The 19,504-nt window shown below is 64.1% G+C and carries 17 protein-coding genes; 7 read left to right on the top strand and 10 right to left on the bottom strand.

Annotated elements, in window-relative coordinates; all coding sequences use genetic code 11:
* Positions 1 to 112: 112 nt before the first annotated feature.
* Together HHL21_RS08735 and HHL21_RS08730 are read left to right on the top strand one after the other, a co-directional pair.
* Positions 113 to 1,093, top strand: a complete 981-nt coding sequence (locus tag HHL21_RS08735) for a glycosyltransferase family 2 protein (RefSeq protein WP_169464868.1) — start codon at positions 113 to 115, stop codon at positions 1,091 to 1,093.
* Entirely contained in the window at positions 1,086 to 1,463 is a 378-nt protein-coding gene (locus tag HHL21_RS08730; protein WP_169464867.1) for a GtrA family protein, read from the top strand. The genes HHL21_RS08735 and HHL21_RS08730 overlap by 8 nt, the downstream gene beginning before the upstream one ends.
* A 25-nt stretch (positions 1,464 to 1,488) precedes the next feature.
* Here the strand turns inward: HHL21_RS08730 and HHL21_RS08725 are convergent, their stop codons facing one another.
* Positions 1,489 to 3,570, bottom strand: coding sequence for a DUF7024 domain-containing protein (locus HHL21_RS08725; protein ID WP_169464866.1), 2,082 nt, complete (start codon positions 3,568 to 3,570; stop codon positions 1,489 to 1,491).
* 258 nt (positions 3,571 to 3,828) lie between these two features.
* Between HHL21_RS08725 and HHL21_RS08720 the strand changes: the two genes are divergently transcribed.
* Positions 3,829 to 5,904, top strand: a complete 2,076-nt coding sequence (locus tag HHL21_RS08720) for an ArnT family glycosyltransferase (protein WP_169464865.1) — start codon at positions 3,829 to 3,831, stop codon at positions 5,902 to 5,904.
* A 45-nt stretch (positions 5,905 to 5,949) separates the two neighbouring features.
* Here the strand turns inward: HHL21_RS08720 and HHL21_RS08715 are convergent, their stop codons facing one another.
* The 3 genes from HHL21_RS08715 to HHL21_RS08705 all read right to left on the bottom strand — a co-directional run bounded on the left by HHL21_RS08715 (position 5,950) and on the right by HHL21_RS08705 (position 8,936).
* Positions 5,950 to 7,401 carry a DEAD/DEAH box helicase gene (locus HHL21_RS08715; RefSeq protein WP_169464864.1) on the bottom strand — a complete coding sequence of 484 codons (1,452 nt, stop codon included), beginning with the start codon at positions 7,399 to 7,401 and terminating at the stop codon, positions 5,950 to 5,952.
* Between the two features lie 294 nt (positions 7,402 to 7,695).
* On the bottom strand, positions 7,696 to 8,433 hold the full coding sequence (locus HHL21_RS08710) for an anti-sigma factor family protein (RefSeq protein WP_169464863.1): 738 nt from the start codon (positions 8,431 to 8,433) through the stop codon (positions 7,696 to 7,698).
* Positions 8,430 to 8,936, bottom strand: a complete 507-nt coding sequence (locus HHL21_RS08705) for an RNA polymerase sigma factor (RefSeq protein ID WP_169464862.1) — start codon at positions 8,934 to 8,936, stop codon at positions 8,430 to 8,432. The genes HHL21_RS08710 and HHL21_RS08705 overlap by 4 nt, the downstream gene beginning before the upstream one ends.
* Before the next feature lie 94 nt (positions 8,937 to 9,030).
* Between HHL21_RS08705 and HHL21_RS08700 the strand changes: the two genes are divergently transcribed.
* Together HHL21_RS08700 and HHL21_RS08695 are read left to right on the top strand one after the other, a co-directional pair.
* Entirely contained in the window at positions 9,031 to 10,392 is a 1,362-nt protein-coding gene (locus tag HHL21_RS08700) for a S8 family serine peptidase (RefSeq protein WP_229496234.1), read from the top strand.
* A 102-nt stretch (positions 10,393 to 10,494) separates the two neighbouring features.
* Positions 10,495 to 11,220 (top strand): hypothetical protein, encoded by a 726-nt coding sequence (locus HHL21_RS08695; protein ID WP_169464861.1) that lies wholly within the window; start codon positions 10,495 to 10,497, stop codon positions 11,218 to 11,220.
* Between the two features lie 60 nt (positions 11,221 to 11,280).
* On the opposite strand, the gene HHL21_RS08690 is transcribed toward HHL21_RS08695, so the two are convergent.
* From HHL21_RS08690 to HHL21_RS08680, 3 genes are all read right to left on the bottom strand, one after another.
* Positions 11,281 to 11,898, bottom strand: a complete 618-nt coding sequence (locus HHL21_RS08690; protein ID WP_169464860.1) for an LON peptidase substrate-binding domain-containing protein — start codon at positions 11,896 to 11,898, stop codon at positions 11,281 to 11,283.
* A 52-nt stretch (positions 11,899 to 11,950) separates the two neighbouring features.
* The gene (locus HHL21_RS08685) at positions 11,951 to 12,130 is read right to left on the bottom strand and encodes a DUF6726 family protein (protein ID WP_169464859.1); all 180 of its coding nucleotides are present in this window, start codon (positions 12,128 to 12,130) and stop codon (positions 11,951 to 11,953) included.
* Between the two features lie 136 nt (positions 12,131 to 12,266).
* Positions 12,267 to 13,061 carry a hypothetical protein gene (locus HHL21_RS08680; RefSeq protein WP_169464858.1) on the bottom strand — a complete coding sequence of 265 codons (795 nt, stop codon included), beginning with the start codon at positions 13,059 to 13,061 and terminating at the stop codon, positions 12,267 to 12,269.
* A gap of 165 nt (positions 13,062 to 13,226) precedes the next feature.
* Between HHL21_RS08680 and HHL21_RS08675 the strand changes: the two genes are divergently transcribed.
* Positions 13,227 to 13,592 (top strand): YbaN family protein, encoded by a 366-nt coding sequence (locus HHL21_RS08675; protein ID WP_169464857.1) that lies wholly within the window; start codon positions 13,227 to 13,229, stop codon positions 13,590 to 13,592.
* A 165-nt stretch (positions 13,593 to 13,757) separates the two neighbouring features.
* A complete protein-coding gene (locus HHL21_RS08670; RefSeq protein ID WP_169464856.1) occupies positions 13,758 to 15,563 on the top strand; it encodes a hypothetical protein in 1,806 nt (601 codons plus the stop codon).
* A 38-nt stretch (positions 15,564 to 15,601) separates the two neighbouring features.
* Here HHL21_RS08670 and HHL21_RS08665 read toward each other — a convergent pair whose 3' ends face one another.
* The 3 genes from HHL21_RS08665 to HHL21_RS08655 all read right to left on the bottom strand — a co-directional run bounded on the left by HHL21_RS08665 (position 15,602) and on the right by HHL21_RS08655 (position 19,384).
* Positions 15,602 to 16,966, bottom strand: coding sequence for an HD-GYP domain-containing protein (locus HHL21_RS08665; protein ID WP_169465154.1), 1,365 nt, complete (start codon positions 16,964 to 16,966; stop codon positions 15,602 to 15,604).
* 97 nt (positions 16,967 to 17,063) lie between these two features.
* Entirely contained in the window at positions 17,064 to 18,563 is a 1,500-nt protein-coding gene (locus HHL21_RS08660; RefSeq protein WP_169464855.1) for an MBL fold metallo-hydrolase, read from the bottom strand.
* Positions 18,564 to 18,583: 20 nt separating this feature from the next.
* Entirely contained in the window at positions 18,584 to 19,384 is an 801-nt protein-coding gene (locus HHL21_RS08655) for a polysaccharide deacetylase family protein (protein ID WP_169464854.1), read from the bottom strand.
* Positions 19,385 to 19,504: the final 120 nt, after the last annotated feature.

Raw genomic sequence — 19,504 nt, 5'->3', positions numbered from 1 at the left:
CTTAACTTAACGGCATTAACGACTGGCGGGGATATTTGCGTGAAAAACGTGACCGTTGCCCCGCACTACGCTACCATGCTGCTTGTCAATCTTTTAAGCTGATTGCATTTTCATGTACCCGAACGATTCCATCGCTGTCGTCATTCCGTCCTATCGCGTCACACGCCACGTACTGGGCGTGATCGGCGCCATCGGGCCGGAGGTCACGCACATTTATGTGGTCGATGACTGCTGCCCCGACAAGTCGGGCGCTTTTGTTCGCGAGCACTGCACCGACCCGCGCGTGGTGGTGCTGGAACATGAAAAGAACCTGGGTGTCGGCGGCGCGGTGATGACCGGCTACCAGGCCGCCATCACGGCCGGCGCTGCCGTGATCGTCAAGGTCGACGGCGATGGGCAGATGGATCCGCGACTGATCCCGAACTTCATCGTGCCGATCCTCGCCGGCGAGGCCGACTACTCCAAGGGCAACCGCTTCTACGACCTAGAACAGCTGCGCGCCATGCCGCCGCTGCGCCTGTTCGGCAACGCGGTGCTGTCCTTGATGAGCAAGGTGTCGTCGGGCTACTGGGACATCTTCGACCCGACCAACGGCTTCACGGCGATCCACGCGGACGCCGCGCGCCACCTGCCGTTCGAGAAGATCAGCCGCCGCTACTTCTTCGAGACGGACATGCTGTTCCGCCTGAATACGCTGCACGCGGTGGTGGTCGATGTGCCGATGGACGCGTTGTATGGCGACGAGGTCAGCAACCTGAAGATCTCGCGCATCGTTACCGAATTCGTGGCCAAGCACTTCCGCAATTTCTTCAAGCGGGTGTTCTACAACTACTACCTGCGCAACATGTCGCTGGCTTCAATCGAGCTGCCGCTGGGCGGCGCGATGCTGACCTTCGGCACCGTATATGGCCTCAACGCCTGGCTGCATTCGGCGAGCATGGGCACGACCACGCCGGCAGGCACCGTCATGGCCGCCGCGCTGCCGGTGCTGATGGGCGTGCAGCTGATCCTCGCCTTCCTTGCCTACGACATCGCCTCGGTACCGCGCCGCCCGATCCACAAGACCATCTGGTCGCGCACCAAGCATGCTTGAACTGTTGTCGCGCCAGCGCCAGTTCCTGCTGTATCTCGCAGGCGGCGTGGCGAGTGCGCTGATCGACGTCGGCCTGATGCAGTTCCTGATCTACAGCGGCATCGACTACGTCACCGCTACCTCGGCCGGATTCCTCGCCGGCCTGGTATTCAATTACGCCTATCACGCCACCGTCACCTTCACCGCGCCGCCGTCGGGCCGCAGCATGGGCCGCTACCTTGCCGTGGTCGCGATGAACTACCTGTTCACGCTGGCCTGCGTGGCGCTGTCGGTGCACCTGATCGGCCTCGCGGTGGTCGGCAAGCTGCTGTCGCTGCCGCTGGTGGCGGTGAACGGCTTCATCCTCGGCAAGCACTGGATCTTCAAGTAGCGCAGCGTCGCCGCTGCGCTAACGATCAGCGCGTGCCAATCTCGATGCTGGTGAATCCGATCCCGAGCAAGCGGTCGTCGGGGCCGTAGCCCACCGAGCGCGGGGAAACAGGCTTGGGTATCTCGATCGTCACCTCCTGCTCCGTCCCGTCGGTCTCGAACTGGAAGAAACGGTCCTGCGCAGTGCCGGTCAGGTGGAAGGGCCGGCGTTCGCTGCCAGCCACCATCACGAACTCCTGGTCCGGAGCGGCCGCGAAGCTGTTCGCCTTCAGCAGGATATTGAGCTTGCGCGGCAGCGGTTTGGCGAAGCGCAGCCGTACCACCGTGCCGTCCGACCACACACCCCAGCCTTCGGGGTTGGATAGTCCTTCAGTAGCGGTCAGCACGCCGCCTGCCAGCGGCTTGGTGAATTCAATCCTGGCGAGCGCGGCATGTTCGGCCTCAACCTTCACAAGCGTAAATTGCGCCGTCTTCACTACTGGCGCGACATCTTCCGGCAGCGGATGGTCGCCGACGATCAGCACCCAATCCTGGCGCGGCGGCAGGTCCTCGCGCGCGAACGGCGCGCCGGGGCGCAGTTCGTGGGTCGATGTTTCCGAATTATCGATGTGGAACAGCGCGCGCGTCAGTCCGGCGCCGCCCTCACCTGCCACTGTCAGCTTGCTGGTCTGCTGGCGGTCCAGGTATTTGCTGGCCAGGATGCCCGCATTGTCGTAGTCGTTCGGCGCGAGCGAGCGGGCCTGAATCTCGCGCACGCTGCGGTCGGTGTTGTATGCGGTAACGGGGAGTACGGCGAACACGAACAGCAGGATGCCTGCCCGGCGCTGCAGGGTCCATACGGCCAGCGCCAGCAACGCCAAACCAACGGTCAGGTCAAGCACCAAGGGGTATTGTGTCAGTACAGACAGCTCCGGCGTGTCGACAAGGCCGATCGAGTACTGGGCCGGGATCACGCGGGCCGCGTACAGGACGGCGGCAGCAAGCGGCAGCGCGACCAGCGCGCGCAGGGCCAGCGATTGGCGGGCTGCGGGCAGCGCCAGCGGCGCCGCCGCGATCACCAGCAGCAGTGGAAACGCGAAATCGTAGTAACGCTGGTGCAGGCGGACGCCTTCGAGCGGTCCGGCCGACGCGATAGTCGCGGTGAACATCACCGTCATGGCGCCTGCTGCGCCCAGCATCAGCAGCGCAAACACTTGCAGCGCGCGCTGCTGCGGGGTTGACTGCGCGCGCACGCGGCGATCGACGGCATGCAGCAGCAGCGTCGCCAGCGGCAGCGACATCAGCAGCGCCAGCGCCAGCATGTGCCCTTTGAGGCTGGCAAGTGCCGCGGGCAGAAGGCGCACCAAGGCGTCGATGCTCGAGGACGTGTTGGTGGCGTGGGTGCCATAAAAATTACCGAGGAAGTTCAGGCCCGCGCGGCCAGCGACCGCGTATCCAACGCCCAGCCTCACTATGACCATCGCCACCACCGCCGCTGCCATCATCATCAGCGCGCGGCGCAACCATCCGTCGTTGCGGTATTGCGCAAGGCAAACGTACAGGATGAACGCCAGGTGCGCCGCCAGCAGGAACAGCGCGTGCACCTTGATCGCGCTCATCAGCCCGAGCAGCGCACCGGTCGCCAGCCCATAGACCAGCGGCGGCGCCGAAGTGCGCGCGAGGGCGGCCCATGCGAAAACGAAGAATGCGAAGAAATACATCGTCTCGGGCATGAAGTAGGCCGTAAACGAACTGACCGGCGCGAGTATGGCGGCCAGCGCCAGCACCGCGGCACTGGCGCGGCTGCAGACCTGGCGCGCGATCAGGTAGATGAACGGCGCGGCGCCGACCAGCAGAGCGGCGTTGAGGATGCGCGCGCAGTCGAGGAATCCGGGACCGCAGGAGTTGGTCAGCCGGTACACGCCGAGGAACAGGTAGGACGGCAGGATCGATTTGTCGAAAGGAAGCAGGCGCGCCGAGCTGCTGTAGAGCCATTCGTCGGCGAACACCATCGGATACAGGCCCGAATTGCGCCAGATGAAATAGAAGAAGACGGCGGCAAGCGCCACAGCGAACGCATAGCGGTCAGCCAGTTGGGTCAGCCTTGCCTGCGGCCAGCGTAATGTCATTTGGAATCCTCAATAGAGCGTAATGCCGCTTAGTTAAGCCCGTCATTCCCGCGCAGGCGGGAATCCATAGCAGGCCAGCTCGGCGGCACCATGGGTTCCCGCGGGGCCGCCGAGGCGTGCGCGGGAACGACGTTCTAAAGCTTAACTTAGCGGCATCATCAATCGAGCGTGGATTTTATACTATTGAGCAACTTTCAGGCGTCGTGTCACAGTGCAATTACAGTACACTTGCGTGTCTGAAATTTTGCCAATTTTTCAATGAAAAAATTCATCCTGCGCGACCGCCGCGCAGAAATGGCGTTTATCCTCGCGCTTGTCGTCCTGTTCGCCTACATCGCCTCGCGCCATATCGGCGCGTATCCATCGGTGTTCGCCGACGAGCAGATCTACAGCCGCTTTGCGCGCCTGCTGCCCCTGCGCGACGTGACAATTCCCTCGTACCTGTACCTGTCGGTGTTCGGGCTGACGAATGCGTGCGGCGACGCGTTCCTCGATTGCGCGCGCTATCTCAACCTGCTGTTCTTCGTCGGCTCGGCGCCCTTCATCTACCTGGCCACGCGCGAATTCGCCGCCAGGCGCGTCGCGATGCTGGCGGCGCTGATCTGCGTCGCGGCGCCAACCGGCACCTATGCGGCTTACTTCATGCCGGAGTCGATGTACTTCTTTGGATTCGCGGTGCTGACGTGGATCGCTCTCGCGCGCAGCCGCCTGCACTGGGCGCTGTACGCAGCTGCCACCGGCGCGGTGCTGGGCATGATGACGCTGGTGAAGGTGCACGCCCTGTTCCTGATTCCCGCGCTGGCGCTGTTCATCGCTTACATCGTGTGGACGCGCCGGCCCAATCCGGCCGGACTGCTTGAGAGTGTCGCGGCGGCGCTGCTGAACATCGCTGCCGTATTCGCCGTCAAGTTCGTGCTGGGGTATCTGTTCGCCGGCGCGGCGGGCCTTCAGCTGCTTGGCAGCTTCTACGGCAACCAGGCCAGCAACGGCGCGAACACCGGCACGACCTTGCTGACGATGCTTCCGGCCGCGTGGTTCAGCCTCCAGGGACACCTGATGATGCTTGCGCTGTTGTTTGCGGTTCCGCTGGCGGCCCTGCTGCACCATGGCATGAGCCGGACGGCGCGCGCGAGCGCCGCACCGCAGGTAAGCGCGCTGATGGCCTATACGGTGCTGATGATGGGCGCCGCACTGGCGCTGACGGTGCTCTACACGGCGTCGACCGCCGGCTACGGACCGCTGGACGGCAAGCGCCTGCACGTTCGCTACTACACCTTTGCCCTGATCCTTCCGGTGATGATCGCCGCCGCACACGCCGGCGGTGCGCGGCGACGGACACGCGCCGTGCTGCCGTGGGCGATCGCGGCGCTGCTGGCGTGCGCCATCGCTTACGCGTGCGTCGCGCTGCCGCCGGCCTACGTGTTCGTGCTGGCCGATAGCCCGGAGATCATCGCGCTTGGAATGGGCCAGCCGGCATCGATGGCCGCACTGGTGATCGGCGCCGCAGTGCTCGTGCTGGCCCTGTGGGCATGGAACAGTGCGCTGGGCGGCATCGCCTTCCTGCTGCTCTTCATGCCGCTGTACCTCGTCAATGGTGAACCCATCATCGCTGCGCAGATGGCGCGGGCGCGGGTGGCCAGCGTGTACGACGACGCCGGGCGCTTCGCCCACGGCCACCTCGGCGCGGCGCAGCGCAACCAGTTGCGCATCGTCGGAGACAACCATGGCGAACTGCTGCGCGCGCGCTTCCATGTCGATGCGCCAGGCGCCATGTCGATGGTGCTGCCGGCCGAACGCCGCGCCGAAATCTACGCGATGCCGGCGCTGAAGCACTGGCTGCTGGTCATCGGCGACTACCGCATGCCTTCAACGATGACGCCGTCATTCAGGGAAACGCAGTACGCGCTGTACGCCCCGAACAACCGGGCGCTTGGCGCGGCCACGTTCTCGGGTTCGCTCGACAACGGTGTGCTGGCCGGCGCCGAGGGGCTGGCGGGCGCGGAGGATTGGGGGCGCTGGTCGAATACCGGGCAGGTGCGGCTGCACTTCAGGGAGACGCTGCCGAAGCGGGTGAACCTGTTCCTGACCATGCGGGCGTTCGGGCCGAACGAGGGCAAGGACTTCGTGGTGAGGGTCGGTGCGGCGGAGGCGCGGGTGAAACTGGGCCCGCATCCCCACGAGGTGTTCCTGCAGTTCGAGACCGATGGCAAGCAGAAGGACGTGACGATCGACGTGCCGCAACCGGTGTCGCCGAAAGAACTGGGATGGTCCGGCGATATCCGCGAACTGGGACTGGGAATTTCGCGGGTGGAGATTGGCGCGCCGCTTCGCTGAAGCAAAGGCGTCGTTCCGATAGCGGAACGACGCGGCGCGCCTGGCTTACGCCTTGGGGATTCCGCCCAGCAGCGCGGCGAGCTTTTGCTTGCCCGGCTTGATCGACGACGACGACGACAGCGTAGCCGACGTGGCCGGCGCTGGCGCGGCGGCCGGCTCGTATGGCTTCAGGAACCACGGATCGACCCTGTCGCGGCGTGGCGCCGGGCCGCCCGGACGGCTGGCTGGACGCTCGGACGAACGGCTTGCGCCTTCCGGCTCGCGGCGGGCGCGGCGTTCCGGCGCGGCGTCGCGCGCTGGACGCGCGGCACGCGGTGCGAAGCCTTCCAGCGTGCCGCGCGTGACGGTCTGCTTGATCAGCTTTTCGATATCGGCCAGCAGGCGCTCGTCCTTGTCCGAGTACACCGACAGCGCGTCGCCCGAAGCGCCGGCGCGGCCGGTACGGCCGATCCGGTGCACATAGTCTTCCGCGTTGTACGGCAGGTCGAAGTTGATCACGCAAGGCAGGTCGGTGATGTCGAGGCCGCGCGCGGCGACGTCGGTCGCGACCAGCACTTCGATTTCGCCCTTCTTGAACGAATCCAGTGCGGCCATGCGTTCCTGCTGCGTCTTGTCGCCGTGGATGGCGACGGCGTTGATGCCGGCCTGCTCCAGGTGGCGCGCCAGGCGCGAGGCGCCGATCTTGGTATTCGAGAACACGATGACCTGCTTCAGGTTGCGCTGGCGGATCAGGTGTTCGATCACGTCGCGCTTGGCGTCCTCATCGACCTTGTAGACCACCTGGGTGACCTTGTCGGCGGTCGCATTGCTGCGCGCGACTTCGATCGTGACCGGGTTGGTCAGGAAGCTGTTGGCCAGCTTCTTGATCTCGGTGGAGAAGGTGGCCGAGAACATCAGGTTCTGGCGCTGCTTCGGCAGCATGTTGATGATGCGCTGCAGGTCGGGCAGGAAGCCCATGTCGAGCATGCGGTCGGCTTCGTCCATGACCAGGATCTGGACCTGGCCGAGGCTGACGTTCTTCTGTTCGACGTGGTCCAGCAGGCGGCCCGGCGTGGCGATGACGATCTCGACGCCGTTACGCAGGATGACGGTCTGCGGCTTCATGTCCATGCCGCCGAAAACGACGGTCGAACGCAGCGGGGTGTGGCGGGCGTAGGCGGCGACGTTCTCGGCCACCTGCACCGCCAGTTCGCGGGTCGGGGTCAGGATCAGCGCGCGCACCGGGTGGCGCGCCGGCGACATGCTCGGGCTGGCGTGCGCCAGCAGCAGCTGGATGATCGGCAGCGAGAAGCCTGCGGTCTTGCCGGTGCCGGTCTGGGCGGCGCCCATGACGTCGCGGCCTTGCAGCACGATAGGAATCGCTTCCGCCTGGATCGGGGTCGGGTGGACATAACCCTGGTCGGACAGTGCGCGCAGGATCTCCGGCGACAGGCCGAAATCGGCGAAACGCACGGTCGGCGCGCTATCGGGTTCTACGGTAATCGGTGTTTCAGACATAGTTCTCTTGTGCGATTGATGAATGTGCTCTGCGCCCGGCAGCGCGGCGGGCACCGCCCCGGATGAAGGCCAACTTGGGGAACTCCAGAATGGACGGGAACCTGGCCGGCCGTTAAAGGCAGGCCTTTGGCCGGCTTGCGTAGTGCCATTATCGCGCCAGCTGGATAGGCGCACGGGCATAGATACAATTGCAGCGCCCTAAACGATACCCTATTTCCTGACAACTGTATATCGAATCCTGAATTCTGAAAGATTCCTTACTTCCGTGACAACCCGGCTGACGCTGCGCCTGGCCTAGCGCTGCCAGCCGCGCGCGCGCGCCGCCTCTTCCGCCTTCGCATCCAGCGTCTGGCCCGAAATCCGTGTATCGATCGCGTCCAGCACGACTGGCGGCATCTCGCTGCCGGCCTGGCGGTAGGCGCCGGCCGCACCGCTTGCGGCCTGCGCCATGAGCGGCACTTTCCACTCGGCGCCGTTACGGCAGGCCAGCCCGGCCGCGGCGCCCATCATGAAAGTACGGCAGTAGCCGCCATCCCTGGCTTCGAAACTGACGCCGATTTTCACCGGCGCGTCCTGCGCGGCAGCGCCGGCGAGCTGGGTCGACAGCGCGACGGCGAGGCCGCCCTGCGCCAGCAGCGTGCCGCCGGGGGTGGCGGCAAGCTGCGGCTGATCCTGCAAGCCGATGACGCCGGCGCCGCCGGCCAGCACGCCGACCATCAGCGCGGCCGCGATACCGCCCCACTCCGCCCACGACCAGCGGCGCTTTTCCTGGGGCGCCTCGGCGCGCGCGGCGCGCGCGGTGTTCAGCTGGATCACCTTGCCGGAGCGCGTGGCGGCGGTCAGGCGCGGCGGCACCGGCTCGTCGGCAATCGGGCCGAACGCGGCGAAGACGTTCGAGCGCAGCGCCGTGTGCTGCCTGACCTTGGCGGCCAGGGTCGGGTCGCTGCGGATGGCGCGCTCGACCGCGGTGCGGGTCGCAGGGTCGAGTTCGCCGTCGGCATAGGCCATCAGGGTTTCGTCGGAAAACTTCATGATGCGCTCCTCGCTTGATCGGATAACAAACCCTGCAGGGCTTCGCGTGCCCGCGCCAGCCGGCTGGTCAGGGTCCCCATCGGTACTTCCAGCACTTCCGCCGCCTCCTTGTAAGGCAGGCCGTCCACCAGCACCAGGCCGATCACGATCCGGTGGTCCTCCGACAGCAGGCTGATGGCTTTCTGGATCGCCATGCGCTGCTGGTGGGCTTCCGCGTAATCGTCGCCGACATGCTCGCCCGCTTCCTCCGGCGCGAACACGGCGTCGCGGCGGATGCGCGAGCGGACTTCGTCAATCCAGGCATTCTTCATGATCCGGAAGATCCAGCTGTCCAGCCGCGTGCCCGCTTCCCACTGCGCACTTCGGTTCAGCGCCCGCTCCACCGCGATCTGCACCAGGTCGTCCGCATCCTCGCGATTGAACGTGATGGTGCGGGCGAAACGGCGCAGGCGCGGCAGCAAGGCGGCAATCTGGGTAGGAAGCGATGTGGCGGTAAAAGTCATGGATAGCAGGTAAACGATCCGGCTAGGGATTTTATTCCCTGTCCCGAACGTTTACTCGTCAGGATTTCCGATTTCTCTATATTATCATCCGGCCATGAAGCTCAATTATCCCTTCCGTGCGGCATCGGCGGCGTTAGCACTTACTCTTGCGCTGGGCAGCGCCAGCGCCCAGGCGCAGTTGCGCGTGCCGTCGCTGAACCTGCCCCTGCCCGAGCGCCTCGGCCCGCTCGACACCGGCCAGCTGCGCAGCCGCGGCGAACGACTGCTGGGGTCGGCCGACCTCGTCAACCTGGGTGAGCTGCGGCTCGGCCAGGTGGGCCGCCTGCTGCGCCTGCATCGCGATGTGCTCGAAGCCGATCCGCGCGGCGAACCGATCGTGCGGCGCGAGATCCTGGCGTGGGCGCCGAGCCCTGCGGGACTGGCCGCCGCGCGCAAGGCCGGCATGGAGGTGGCGCGCGAACAGGCGCTGGACGAGCTCGGCGCCGTGGTGGTGCTGCGCGTGCCGGACAGCGCCGACATCGCGGCCGAGCTGGAAAAACTGCGCGCCCTCGATCCGGAAGGCTCCTACGATTTCAACCATATCTATACAGGCAGCTCGGCGCGGCCGCTGGACGCGGGTGCGACGGCCGGCGCGACCGGGGTCCGTCCCCGGGGACAGACCCCGATCGCGGCGAGGCCAGGCGGGAACCCGGCAAGCGCCGTCAAAATCGGCCTGGTCGACAGCGGCGTGGACGGTGGCCACCCGGTGTTTCGCGGCGCGGGCATCCGGCGCTGGGGCTGCGACGGGGCCGCGCGCCCGGCTCCGCACGGCACGGCTGTCGCCGCGCTGATGGTCGGGGAAGCCGCGCCGTTTCGCGGCGTGGCGCCGTCCGCACTGCTGTATGCCGCCGATATTTATTGCGACAGCGCCACCGGCGGCTCGGCCGACAAGATCGCCGGCGCGCTCGCGTGGCTCGCCGCCGAACAGGTTGGCGTGATCAACATGAGCATCGTCGGGCCTCCCAACATCCTGTTGGAGCGGGTGGTGGCGGCGATGGTTCGGCGCGGCCATGTGCTGGTCGCCGCGGTGGGCAATGATGGGCCGGCCGCGCCTCCGCTGTATCCGGCAAGCTACCGCGGCGTGATCGGCGTGACCGGGGTCGACAAGCGCGGACGCACCCTGCCGGAAGCGGCGCGCGGGCCGCAGGTAATGTTTGCGGCGCCCGGCAACCAGATGGTCAGCGCCTCGACCGGCCGCCCGCCGTATCGCACGATGCGCGGCACCTCGTTCGCCGCGCCGATTGTCGCGGCCATGCTGGCGCCGTCGGTGCCGGCGCCGTCCGCCGCCGCGGCCAGGTCCGCGATCGATGCGCTGGCAAAGCAGGCGGCCGGCGGCGCGCCGAATTCGGTGAGCAACGAGATCGGTTACGGCGTGGTTGGAATGGCTTTCCGCAACGATCCCTCCGCGTTCCGATAAATTTCTAAAAAAAATTTCAGATCGATGGAATAAACCGCTGAGCTCATACGTTTTCCTTTCAACAGCTGCAGATTGTCTGCGGCACTTCCAAGGAGAACCAACATGAAACCAGTCACCATCGTCACGCAAGCTGTCCTCGTCCTGTCCATCAGCATGGCTTTTTCGGCGCACGCACAACTGCTGGGGCGCGGCGGAGCGATCGGCGGTTCCGTGGGCGGCATGATCGGCGGCGCGGGCAGCATCGGCGGCCAGATGGGCGGCATGGGCTCGATGGGCAACAGCGGCTCGCTGATCGGCAGCGCGCGCTCTTCGACGCAGGCAATCGATGCCAGCGACGTCCGCAAATCCGCCGAGGCAAGCGGCAATGGCTCGGGCAGCCTCGTCGGCAACGCATCGAAGGAGGCAGCCGCTGAAGGCAAGGCCAGCGGCAGCGGCTCGGGCGGCCTGTTCGGCTGGTTCCGCGGCGGCAAGGACACCGCAAGCCAGGCGGCGCCGGCGATGGCGGACACCGCGCGCGGCGCGCAGGGCTCGGCCAGCGGCTCGGGCAGCGGCAATGCATCGGTCGGCCTCGACGGGAACGCCAGCATGGTGGGCGATGCCGCGCAAGGCGTGCGCGGCGTCGCCCAGCCAGTCGGCACGGGCGTGCGTGAACAGGCGCAAAACACCCGCGACTACGCCAGCGCCAGCGCGGCGACGGCACGCAGCAGCGCGCGCGGCAGCAAGCAGGCAGCGGTCAATGCGGCGAAATCGGTTGAGGTGCAGCCATCGGTCAGCGCGAGCGGCTCGGCTAACGGCAATGGCTCGGCCGGCGCAAGCGGATCGAACTGAGGAAGGTTTTGCGCTGGCGAGGGTCCGGGATGCCGGGCCCTCGCCAGCGCAAGCAAGGAATCAGGAAGTAATCAATCCATGCTCGTCGAGCATGTCATGCAGCAGTTCGAGCCGGATCAGCGGGTTGTCGAGCGTCAGCAGCATCTGTTTTTGCGCCGCCGGCAAGGGCAGCAAATCGCACCAGCGGTTCGCTACCCATCCGCAATCATCAAGCTGGAATGGCGGCAACAGCGGCCAGCGTTCTTCCGGGATATCCCCAAGCGACTCCAGCACGCGGTCGAGCGCGTCGGCCGCGCCCTGCAGTTCGGATGGGATGGGGACCGCATGGTCGTTCTCGATCAGCTCGACTTCGGCCGTCCACAAACCATTCGGCCGACGCGCGCTGGACACGATGTGAAAGCGCGATGCGCCCCGGCACAGGACCTTCAGCAAGCCGGGCGACGCTTCCAGTGTTTCCTGCACTGTAGCAAGCGTGCCGGACTGTTCGAATTGCTCGTCGCCGTCAGGCGTACGCACTTCCGAGCCCTGCGTGAGCAGGACGACGCCGAACGGACTGCCGCTGTCGATGCACTTGCGCATCATATCCAGGTAGCGCACCTCGAACACCTGCAGGGGCAACACGCCGTCAGGAAACAGGACTGTGCCTAACGGAAACAGGGGAATGGAAAGAGTAGCCATTTCCAATGATGACAGAATCGTGAGCAAGCGACGCGCACGATTCCCTCACGCGTCAAGGATCGATGACCGCGGCGCAGGCATCGGTCGGCAAGGCGGCGGCATGGCCGACGACCGGCACCATCTTGATCACGGCCGAGCCGATGCGGCACGGCGCTGCCAGCACGCCGCAACCGCCGAGCACGGCAGGAAGCAGGAGCACTGCTGCAATTTTTACAATTGAACTGTTTTTCATGACGACCTTTGTAGCAATGCGGAAAAGCTCGATTGTATGAGGGCGTCGTCAGTGCCGACAAGCAATTCGACGTAACAATTCGTTTATCTGCAACAGACGCGCGGACGCACTCATCGGTGGAGCCTCGCTTGCGGAATTAACGGCAGGCGGGATCGGAACTTCCCAGGATGTCGCACGCGCGAAGGTTGCATTCGCCCGGTGCGTGCGGTCGGGCGCGGCATGCCGCCACTGCGGCGTTCAGACGCTCGGTGATCGATTCTTCGCGCACGCGGGGCCCGTTTTGAATCGGGCCACGCTGCGCGAACACAGTCGCTTTTGGGGGTGTGGACTTTTTCTTTTTCGCGACCGGAGTCGCTTTGGCGGGCGCAGCTTTGGCCGCAGGCTTTACCTTGGTGGGCGATGCTTTGGCGATGCGTGCGACGGCAGGCTGGGAATCTGCCTTGGGTTCCTTTTGACTCTCCGCAACTGGTTGCGTGGCCTTCGCGACTCCCTCTACCGCGGTATCCGGCTGCTTGTCTGTGCGGACCGGGCCGGTTGGCGACGCCTCCTTCAGGAAGACCATGTCGGTCGGCTTTTTCACCGGCAGCGGCGCTGCCACCGGGACGACCGGCGCACCGATGGCACTGCGCGAATTCGCTGCCAGCAGTTGCATGGTTTTATCGGACTTGCGTTCCTGGCTTACGAAGCTGCCTGCCAGCGCCAAGGCGGCGATGGCGCCAAGCCCAAACACCCACAGCAGCGGCAGGTACAGCCGGCGCGGCAACAGCGATTCCCGGACGGGTGGGTCGAACATGGAGAAATCTGGTTCTGGCGCGGCGGCCGGGCCTGCGTCCAGGCCGGCAAGCTCCGGTGCGGGGGCCAGGCTTGCGTCGAGGTCGGCAAGCTCGCGTACGGTGTTTTCGGCCTCAAGCCGGTTCGGGTCGCTCTCCAAGGTCACCTCCTCAGTTGCCAATTAATTACTGTTATATTCGATTTAATTGTAGAGGAAATCGGAAGAACACGAGAACGCGACTGGCTGCGCGCGGCTGGCGATCGGTGATACGATTCCGCTGAGCCCGGCCGGGCGGTTTTCCCGGCACGATTGAACCGAAGAATAATGAAACTAGCGCTGAACCTGATAGGCGGAATTGCCGTCGTGCTCGCCATCCTAGGCGTATTTCTTCCGCTGCTGCCGACCACGCCGTTCCTCTTGCTGGCGTCGGCATGCTTCGCGCGCGGATCGACCAGGCTGCATCACTGGCTGCTCACCAACAGGATGTTCGGCGAATACATCCGCGACTATGAACAGGGCCGCGGCATTCCGCTACGCGGCAAGGTGACGGCGCTGGCGATGCTGTGGGCATCGATCGGGTATTCCGCCTTCACCGTGGGCAGCACTGGGCTGATCGCCCTGCTGGTCAGCATTGCCGTCGGCGTCACGATTTACCTGTGCGCGTTTGTGCCAACGATGCGCACCGCCTGACGTCCCCCTCATTTCCCCCAATTTTCCAGTGTGGGCGCGAAAGTGCGTCAATAGCGGGCGCCGGCAAAGCGCGCAAGCTACCTTTCTCAATACTTACCACATTGACAAACATTACATCTTCCGCGATAGTGCGTTTGTTTCCACCAGTCACTAATTTCCCTCACCATGAGTTACGAATTCAACCCCGAGAATCCCGTCTTCGAGTTCCCCAACCCCTACAAGGTTGAGAACGTGTTCCGCATTGGCGCCGGCGCGCTGATGGTGCTGGCGAGCTGCATCGTCATGCTCGACGTGCGCGCGCGCCTCGCGCAGGGCCTGGGCGGCAAGGAATTGGTGGTGGCGGCGATCGCCGTCGGCTTGCTGGTGTTCGGCATTGTGCAGCTGGCGCAGGCATTCACGCAGCTGCGCTTCTTCTTCGGCCGCGACCGGCCTCAAGACCTCGCATTGCGGGTGGCCCCCGATAGCGACGGCAACAGCAGGAAGGCGGATGAGCTCAAGGAACTCCTGCGCCAGAACGCGATGAGTTTCGAGGAGCCCAAAGGTCCGCTCAACGGCCTGCTGTATTCGATGCTGCCTCACCTGATCTTCGCGCCGATCGTGCTTCAGCATACCGCGCAGGCGCAGTTTTACCGCTTCCTGTCGCTGGCCGTCACCCTTGCGAGCCTGCTGGCGTGCTGGTTCTTCTTCGGCCAGGGGGCTGCGAGCGGCTGGATCGGCATCGGCTACGCGCTGTTCGCCGCGCCGCAAGTGCTCAAGCCGCTTGCCCGCCACAACAGCGCGGCGGCCGGGCCGATGGACACATCGACGGCCATCGGCCTGCGCAGCCTGGTTGTGCTGATCGTCCTCGCCTTGCTGGGACCTGCCCTGCTGGGCCTGGGTGCATCGCTGCTGCCGAACCTGCACGACTTTTCCATCAACGGCGCGCTGGCGCTCGGCCTGCTGTGCGCCCTGCTCGGTTGCGCCGCGTTCGGCATCGCCTTGAACAACCAGCTCGAACCGGCGCCGCAGGCGATCGGCTCGGCGCGGGTCAGCGAAACCCTGACCATCAATGCCCACCCGAACAAGCTCATCGAAGAGATCGACCGCGTGCTGATGGAACGCTGGTACAACCGGATCCCGAACCGCCGCTACACGCGCCGTTCGCCGGCCGTCAACGGCGAGCAAGGCCAGTTCACGGCCGACCTGTTCGAGGAAACCCAGCCGCGCCCGCAGCCGAACCGCACTGCCGAAGGCATCGCGCATGCAATGGCTACACCGCAATTCCGCTGGCTGGTGCTCCTGACAGGCTTCGCGGCACTGTGCATGGTGGCCGGCGCCGTCGCCACCCTGCTGTTCAGCAAGGGCCTGCTGGCGGGGAAAGCGAGCACCACGTTTGCAGCGATCGCGCTGTTCCAGATGGCAGTGGGTGCGTTCTGCTTCCGCGCGGCGCACGTGCTGTGGGGCCGCTTCGATTTCGTTTCCGAACTGATGTGGGTCGACCTGTCGGGCAGCTACGAATCGGCGCGCGTCAATGTCGGCAACCAGCTGAGCGGACAAGTACAGACGCAGAAGAGCGTGATCAACGTCGAATCGATGACGATGCGCGTGTGGGTATCCGAAATCGACACGGTTATTTTCGGCAAGGACGCCCGACGCCAGCTGATCCGCATGCGCGGCATGCAGGGCGTCGCCAACGAACTGGCGGCCCACCTGAAAGCATTTGGCGAGACCCGCTCGATGGTGGTGGCGCCGACTTCCGCGGCCGACCTCGAGCGCGCGCGCCAGGTCGGTGCGACCGGCCATGCAGTCGCTGCGGGCGCGTCCGGTGCGGCACTGGCGATGGATGTAGCCGCGTCCGATTTGGCGCTTGCAACCGAACCTGTCGCCGTCGCCGAAGCGCCGGCCCGCCCGCGCTTCTGCACTGGCTGCGGCGTGACGCTGGTGGCGCAGATGCGTTTCTGCGGTGATTGCGGAACGGCTGCGGGAGTGTGATGCGACGCCAGGCGCTGCGCTGCGCCTGGTTCAGGGATTTATAGCGGGACCGGCAAGCGGTCGATGGCGCGCTTTAACGCGTCAAAGCATTCCGGGTCGAGCGCGGTGCCGACGGTTTGCGCCATCATCTCGAGCGCTTTCGGAATCGGGATCGCACCACGGTAGGGACGCTCGGCGGTGATGGCGTCGAAGATGTCCGCTGTGGTGATGATCCGCGTTTCGATGTTGATCTCGTCCGCTTTCAGGCCGCGCGGGTAGCCGGTACCGTCGAGGCGCTCGTGATGCGCGCCAGCCACGCGCGCAAGCTCTGAAAACGCACTAATCCGTGAAAGGATGCGCTCCGAAAATTCGGCGTGCAGTTTGACCGCATCCCACTCCGCCCTGTCGAGCGATCCGGCTTTGTCGAGCACGCTATTGCTGACGCCCAGCTTGCCGACATCATGCAGCAAGGCCCCGCGCCGCAGCCAGCGGCGCCGTTGCTCGGACAAGCCGAGCGCTTCAGCGATCATGTCGGTGTACAAGGCGACGCGCGCGCTGTGACCGCTTGTGTATGGGCTCTTGGAATCGACCACCTGGCCGAAGGCGGCGGCGATATCGTCCAGATAATCTTCGTCGAGGGGCACTTCGTGACCTGCCGGCACGAGCGCCACGACGGCGTCGTCGACCTCGGCCGACGCGAGCGTCGTCCAGAACTGCGCGTCCTGCGCGACTGCCTCGAACGATTCGACCAGCATCGGGTCAAACCAGGTGCCGGCGCGCGCACGCACCTCGGCCAGCGCGGCGTCGCGCCCGTCCGCAGTGTGGAACACGTCGATCACCTGCGCCAGCAGCGCGATGCGCGCGTAGACCGGAATCTCGTCGCCGACCAGCGCGGCGGGCTTGCCCTTGCCGTTGTAATGTTCATCCAGGGAGTAGATGCCGCTCGAAACCGCCTCGGGGAAACGCAGCAAGCGTGCAATTTCCGCTCCCCGCTGGCAGCGCGTGGCGATGAGTTCGTGCGCGATCTCGCTGCCATTGCGCAAGATGCCCAGCACGCTGCGGAAGCGCTCGGCCAGGCCCGCCTTCAATCCGGTGTGGCTGAAGACGAAGGCCAGCACTTGCGGCAGGCTGTCGCCGACCGTCTTGAAGTCGCGCTTGAACTGCAGATCGTCAGTAAGGTACAACTCGCAGATGCGCGCCGCATTGCTGCTGCAGCCCAGATCCTTGAGCAACAGCGTGTAATACAGCTCCCACAACTGCTGCTCCGGGAGCCCGGCCTGCTTTCCGATGTGCATTCCGATCCAGCAGCATCGCACGCAATGTCCCGCCGGCTGCCCCTCGGTAATGTCAAGCGCGTAACTCATCGCTCCGATGATTTCGGAGAGCTGGATGGCGTCCCCAACCGGCTGGACGGCAGAAACCATAAGGGCTTGGGACATAGAAATGAATTTTGCAGGCAGGCAAGGAATTTTATTATATGCCTCTTGCATGACTGCCGGCAGGCGATCAAGAAAGTGTCGTTTATTTGCTGGCAGCCAGTTTTACCGCGTCAATACTCATGCCGGATGTCTTGCACATGCCTTCGCATGCCAGGTCGAAGCGCCAGCTATGCCGCGGGCAAACAACGTGCAGGTCGTCATCGATGCTCGCGTAAGCCAGGTCGCCGCCCTGGTGCGGGCAATAGCGGTTGATCTCGTACTTCTGCCCCTGGTGCTCGATGACGATCCGCTCTTTCGACAGACTGAGGTTGCGGATCACCGATTCGGCCAGGTTCGATTCGTCGGCAAACAGGAAAATGTTGACGATCGTGTTGTACACGTCGGGCAGGCGCTCGATGTTTGCGCGAAGGCTCAGGGCGATGTCCTGCCAGCGATCCTCTCCGCACATCAGTGAAAAATACTTGGTGCTGGCGGTCAGGACAAGGCACGGCGCTTCCGGCTCGCGGGAATACAGCAGGGATTTGCCGACAAGGTCCACGACCAGGGTTTCCGACTCGCCTGCGCCCCAACGGAAGGCGATCGAAGGCGTTTCGGGAGGCAAGGCGATGCCGGCAACCAGTGCCAGACGGCGCTGCAGGACCTCGGCAAAGTACGCGGGCGAGAAGTTATCGTCGATGCCCTCCCATACATCCTTGTGCGACTCGTTATATTGCTCAATCTCCGCAGGGGTCGGACCGGCGACCGGCAAGCGGCTGGCATCCTCCCTGATCCGCTCGCCGGGCCGCGCATAAAGGATATTTCGGATGCCATTCTGTACCAGGTATTTGTCCAGCTCATCCTGGTGAACGAAAATCGTGCCGGCGCCGACATTCAGCGCCGGATCGAGGAAGGGGAAAAATGCCGGGCCGGCTGCGGGCAGAAAGAAACGCGGCTCAAGGATTTTCACGCCACTCAGCACATTGCGAAGTTTGCTCAGCACCTTTTTCCTCGCCACCAGGCGGCGCTGTTCGTCGGGAAGCAGGAAACAGGCGGGATGCCAGTTCGCACCGGAAAACTGTACCGAGTAATAATCAACCCGCGGTAAATCCTTCTTTAACGCCGGTAATCTATCGAAAATCTTACAGTCGTTCTGGTTAAAGAATGTGAAGCCGGGAGTGTTCACGAAAATCGCCGCGTCGTGATTGATACCGCTGTCATCGATGAAAATCCGCAACTGGATATTCTCACCGGCCTTCTCGTCTTCGGCCAATTCAACAGCGTGCAGTGTCATGCGGTGAAGCGCATCGAGCAAGAACTTATCTTTGTATGCCGGGATGAAGATGGTGCAATCCGGATGCCCTGAAAACGTGGCGAGCGTCGAGCTATCGAAATGGTCCTGGTGTTCGTGACTCAGGAAAATACTGAGTTTCTTCCCGGTGCAGCGCTTCCTGACGACGTCGCGCAAATGGCCGTTGGGCGGCCACTGGTGCCAGCTGCCGAAGAACGCGCCGGTATCGTTAAGCCATGGATCGATCAGCAAAGCCTCGTGATCGGTCTCGATCAGGAAGCAGTTATGCCCCCAAAACGTGAAGTCGGCGTTCATCGATGGGTACCAGGGGAAGTTTAAGAATGGCGAACCGCTTTCCACCGCGCGCCGTCATAAAAGCGGAACAGATTGTCTTTGGTGTTTTCCACCCAGTTGGTTTCGAATTGGCGGGGGTGTGTCAGGAAGCAAATCCGCTGGTACTTGCCGAGCGCCTCAAATGGGCAGCTGGGGTGGTAATACTGGGGATGCGGCTTGTCTGCGACGTAGAAGTCGAAGTGCTGAAGAAACGCCTGGTCGTAGGTCTCGCATTTAATCCCGCAACTGTCCCGCAGCTGCGGGTCGTTGAGCACTTCCGTGTTATTCAACTTGAGCCGGCGGTTGGCGAAATCGCCGTGGCTGGCGACGGTGGTCATCTTCCTGTCGAGCCGTTGCTCGATGGCGCAGAAATTCGCTATGAAGGTTTGGCGGATTTCGGACATCCTTGAGCGAATTGCGGCGGCATTCCTGATCCGGTTTTGTTTGGCAAATGTCGCGAGTTCTTCGTAGTGGTAGCTGGCCTCGCTGCCGTAGTCCTCAATCTCGCGCATCAGGCCGAAATCGAGCGTGGAGAGGCGGAAGTAGAAACTCGACTTGATATGATACTTCTGCTCAAGCTCGAATAGTTTCCGCGCCGTGCGCAGGTCCGTATCAATGTCATGACGGTGGACAACCACTTTTCGTCCATCGACCGCATTGCCGTTGCCCGTGGATTCGAAAAACTCCCGCACCGATGTTTGGGCAAATCCCATGTCGTGCGCCGCGCGGATAAAACGCTCGTACTTCGGCAAGCGCGAAGGCATGAAATAGTCGCTGTAGAGCCGGCTAACCAGTTTAGACATTGGGTGATGCTCCGCGCGCAGGGTCCCCTGTCATTATCGCGAGCCTCATTATGGTTGGGTTGACAAGTATCAACTTCCTCCCGTCGCTTGTCGCTGCCTTGGGACGCGAGTAGCTTCATG

Source organism: Massilia polaris (genome assembly GCF_012927275.1).
GTDB lineage: Bacteria > Pseudomonadota > Gammaproteobacteria > Burkholderiales > Burkholderiaceae_D > Telluria_A > Telluria_A polaris.
Note: the sequence above shows the minus strand (reverse complement) of the source record. Positions and strands in the feature narration are given on the sequence as shown.

Coding starts and splice junctions, on each gene's coding strand:
- HHL21_RS08720 (WP_169464865.1), top strand. CDS start 3,829: ATGAAAAAATTCATCCTGCGCGACCGCCGCGCAGAAATGGCGTTTATC.
- HHL21_RS08710 (WP_169464863.1), bottom strand. CDS start 8,433: ATGAAGTTTTCCGACGAAACCCTGATGGCCTATGCCGACGGCGAACTC.
- HHL21_RS08705 (WP_169464862.1), bottom strand. CDS start 8,936: ATGACTTTTACCGCCACATCGCTTCCTACCCAGATTGCCGCCTTGCTG.
- HHL21_RS08730 (WP_169464867.1), top strand. CDS start 1,086: ATGCTTGAACTGTTGTCGCGCCAGCGCCAGTTCCTGCTGTATCTCGCA.
- HHL21_RS08685 (WP_169464859.1), bottom strand. CDS start 12,130: ATGAAAAACAGTTCAATTGTAAAAATTGCAGCAGTGCTCCTGCTTCCT.
- HHL21_RS08660 (WP_169464855.1), bottom strand. CDS start 18,563: ATGAACGCCGACTTCACGTTTTGGGGGCATAACTGCTTCCTGATCGAG.
- HHL21_RS08670 (WP_169464856.1), top strand. CDS start 13,758: ATGAGTTACGAATTCAACCCCGAGAATCCCGTCTTCGAGTTCCCCAAC.
- HHL21_RS08695 (WP_169464861.1), top strand. CDS start 10,495: ATGAAACCAGTCACCATCGTCACGCAAGCTGTCCTCGTCCTGTCCATC.
- HHL21_RS08655 (WP_169464854.1), bottom strand. CDS start 19,384: ATGTCTAAACTGGTTAGCCGGCTCTACAGCGACTATTTCATGCCTTCG.
- HHL21_RS08675 (WP_169464857.1), top strand. CDS start 13,227: ATGAAACTAGCGCTGAACCTGATAGGCGGAATTGCCGTCGTGCTCGCC.
- HHL21_RS08665 (WP_169465154.1), bottom strand. CDS start 16,966: ATGGTTTCTGCCGTCCAGCCGGTTGGGGACGCCATCCAGCTCTCCGAA.
- HHL21_RS08725 (WP_169464866.1), bottom strand. CDS start 3,570: ATGACATTACGCTGGCCGCAGGCAAGGCTGACCCAACTGGCTGACCGC.
- HHL21_RS08700 (WP_229496234.1), top strand. CDS start 9,031: ATGAAGCTCAATTATCCCTTCCGTGCGGCATCGGCGGCGTTAGCACTT.
- HHL21_RS08715 (WP_169464864.1), bottom strand. CDS start 7,401: ATGTCTGAAACACCGATTACCGTAGAACCCGATAGCGCGCCGACCGTG.
- HHL21_RS08735 (WP_169464868.1), top strand. CDS start 113: ATGTACCCGAACGATTCCATCGCTGTCGTCATTCCGTCCTATCGCGTC.
- HHL21_RS08690 (WP_169464860.1), bottom strand. CDS start 11,898: ATGGCTACTCTTTCCATTCCCCTGTTTCCGTTAGGCACAGTCCTGTTT.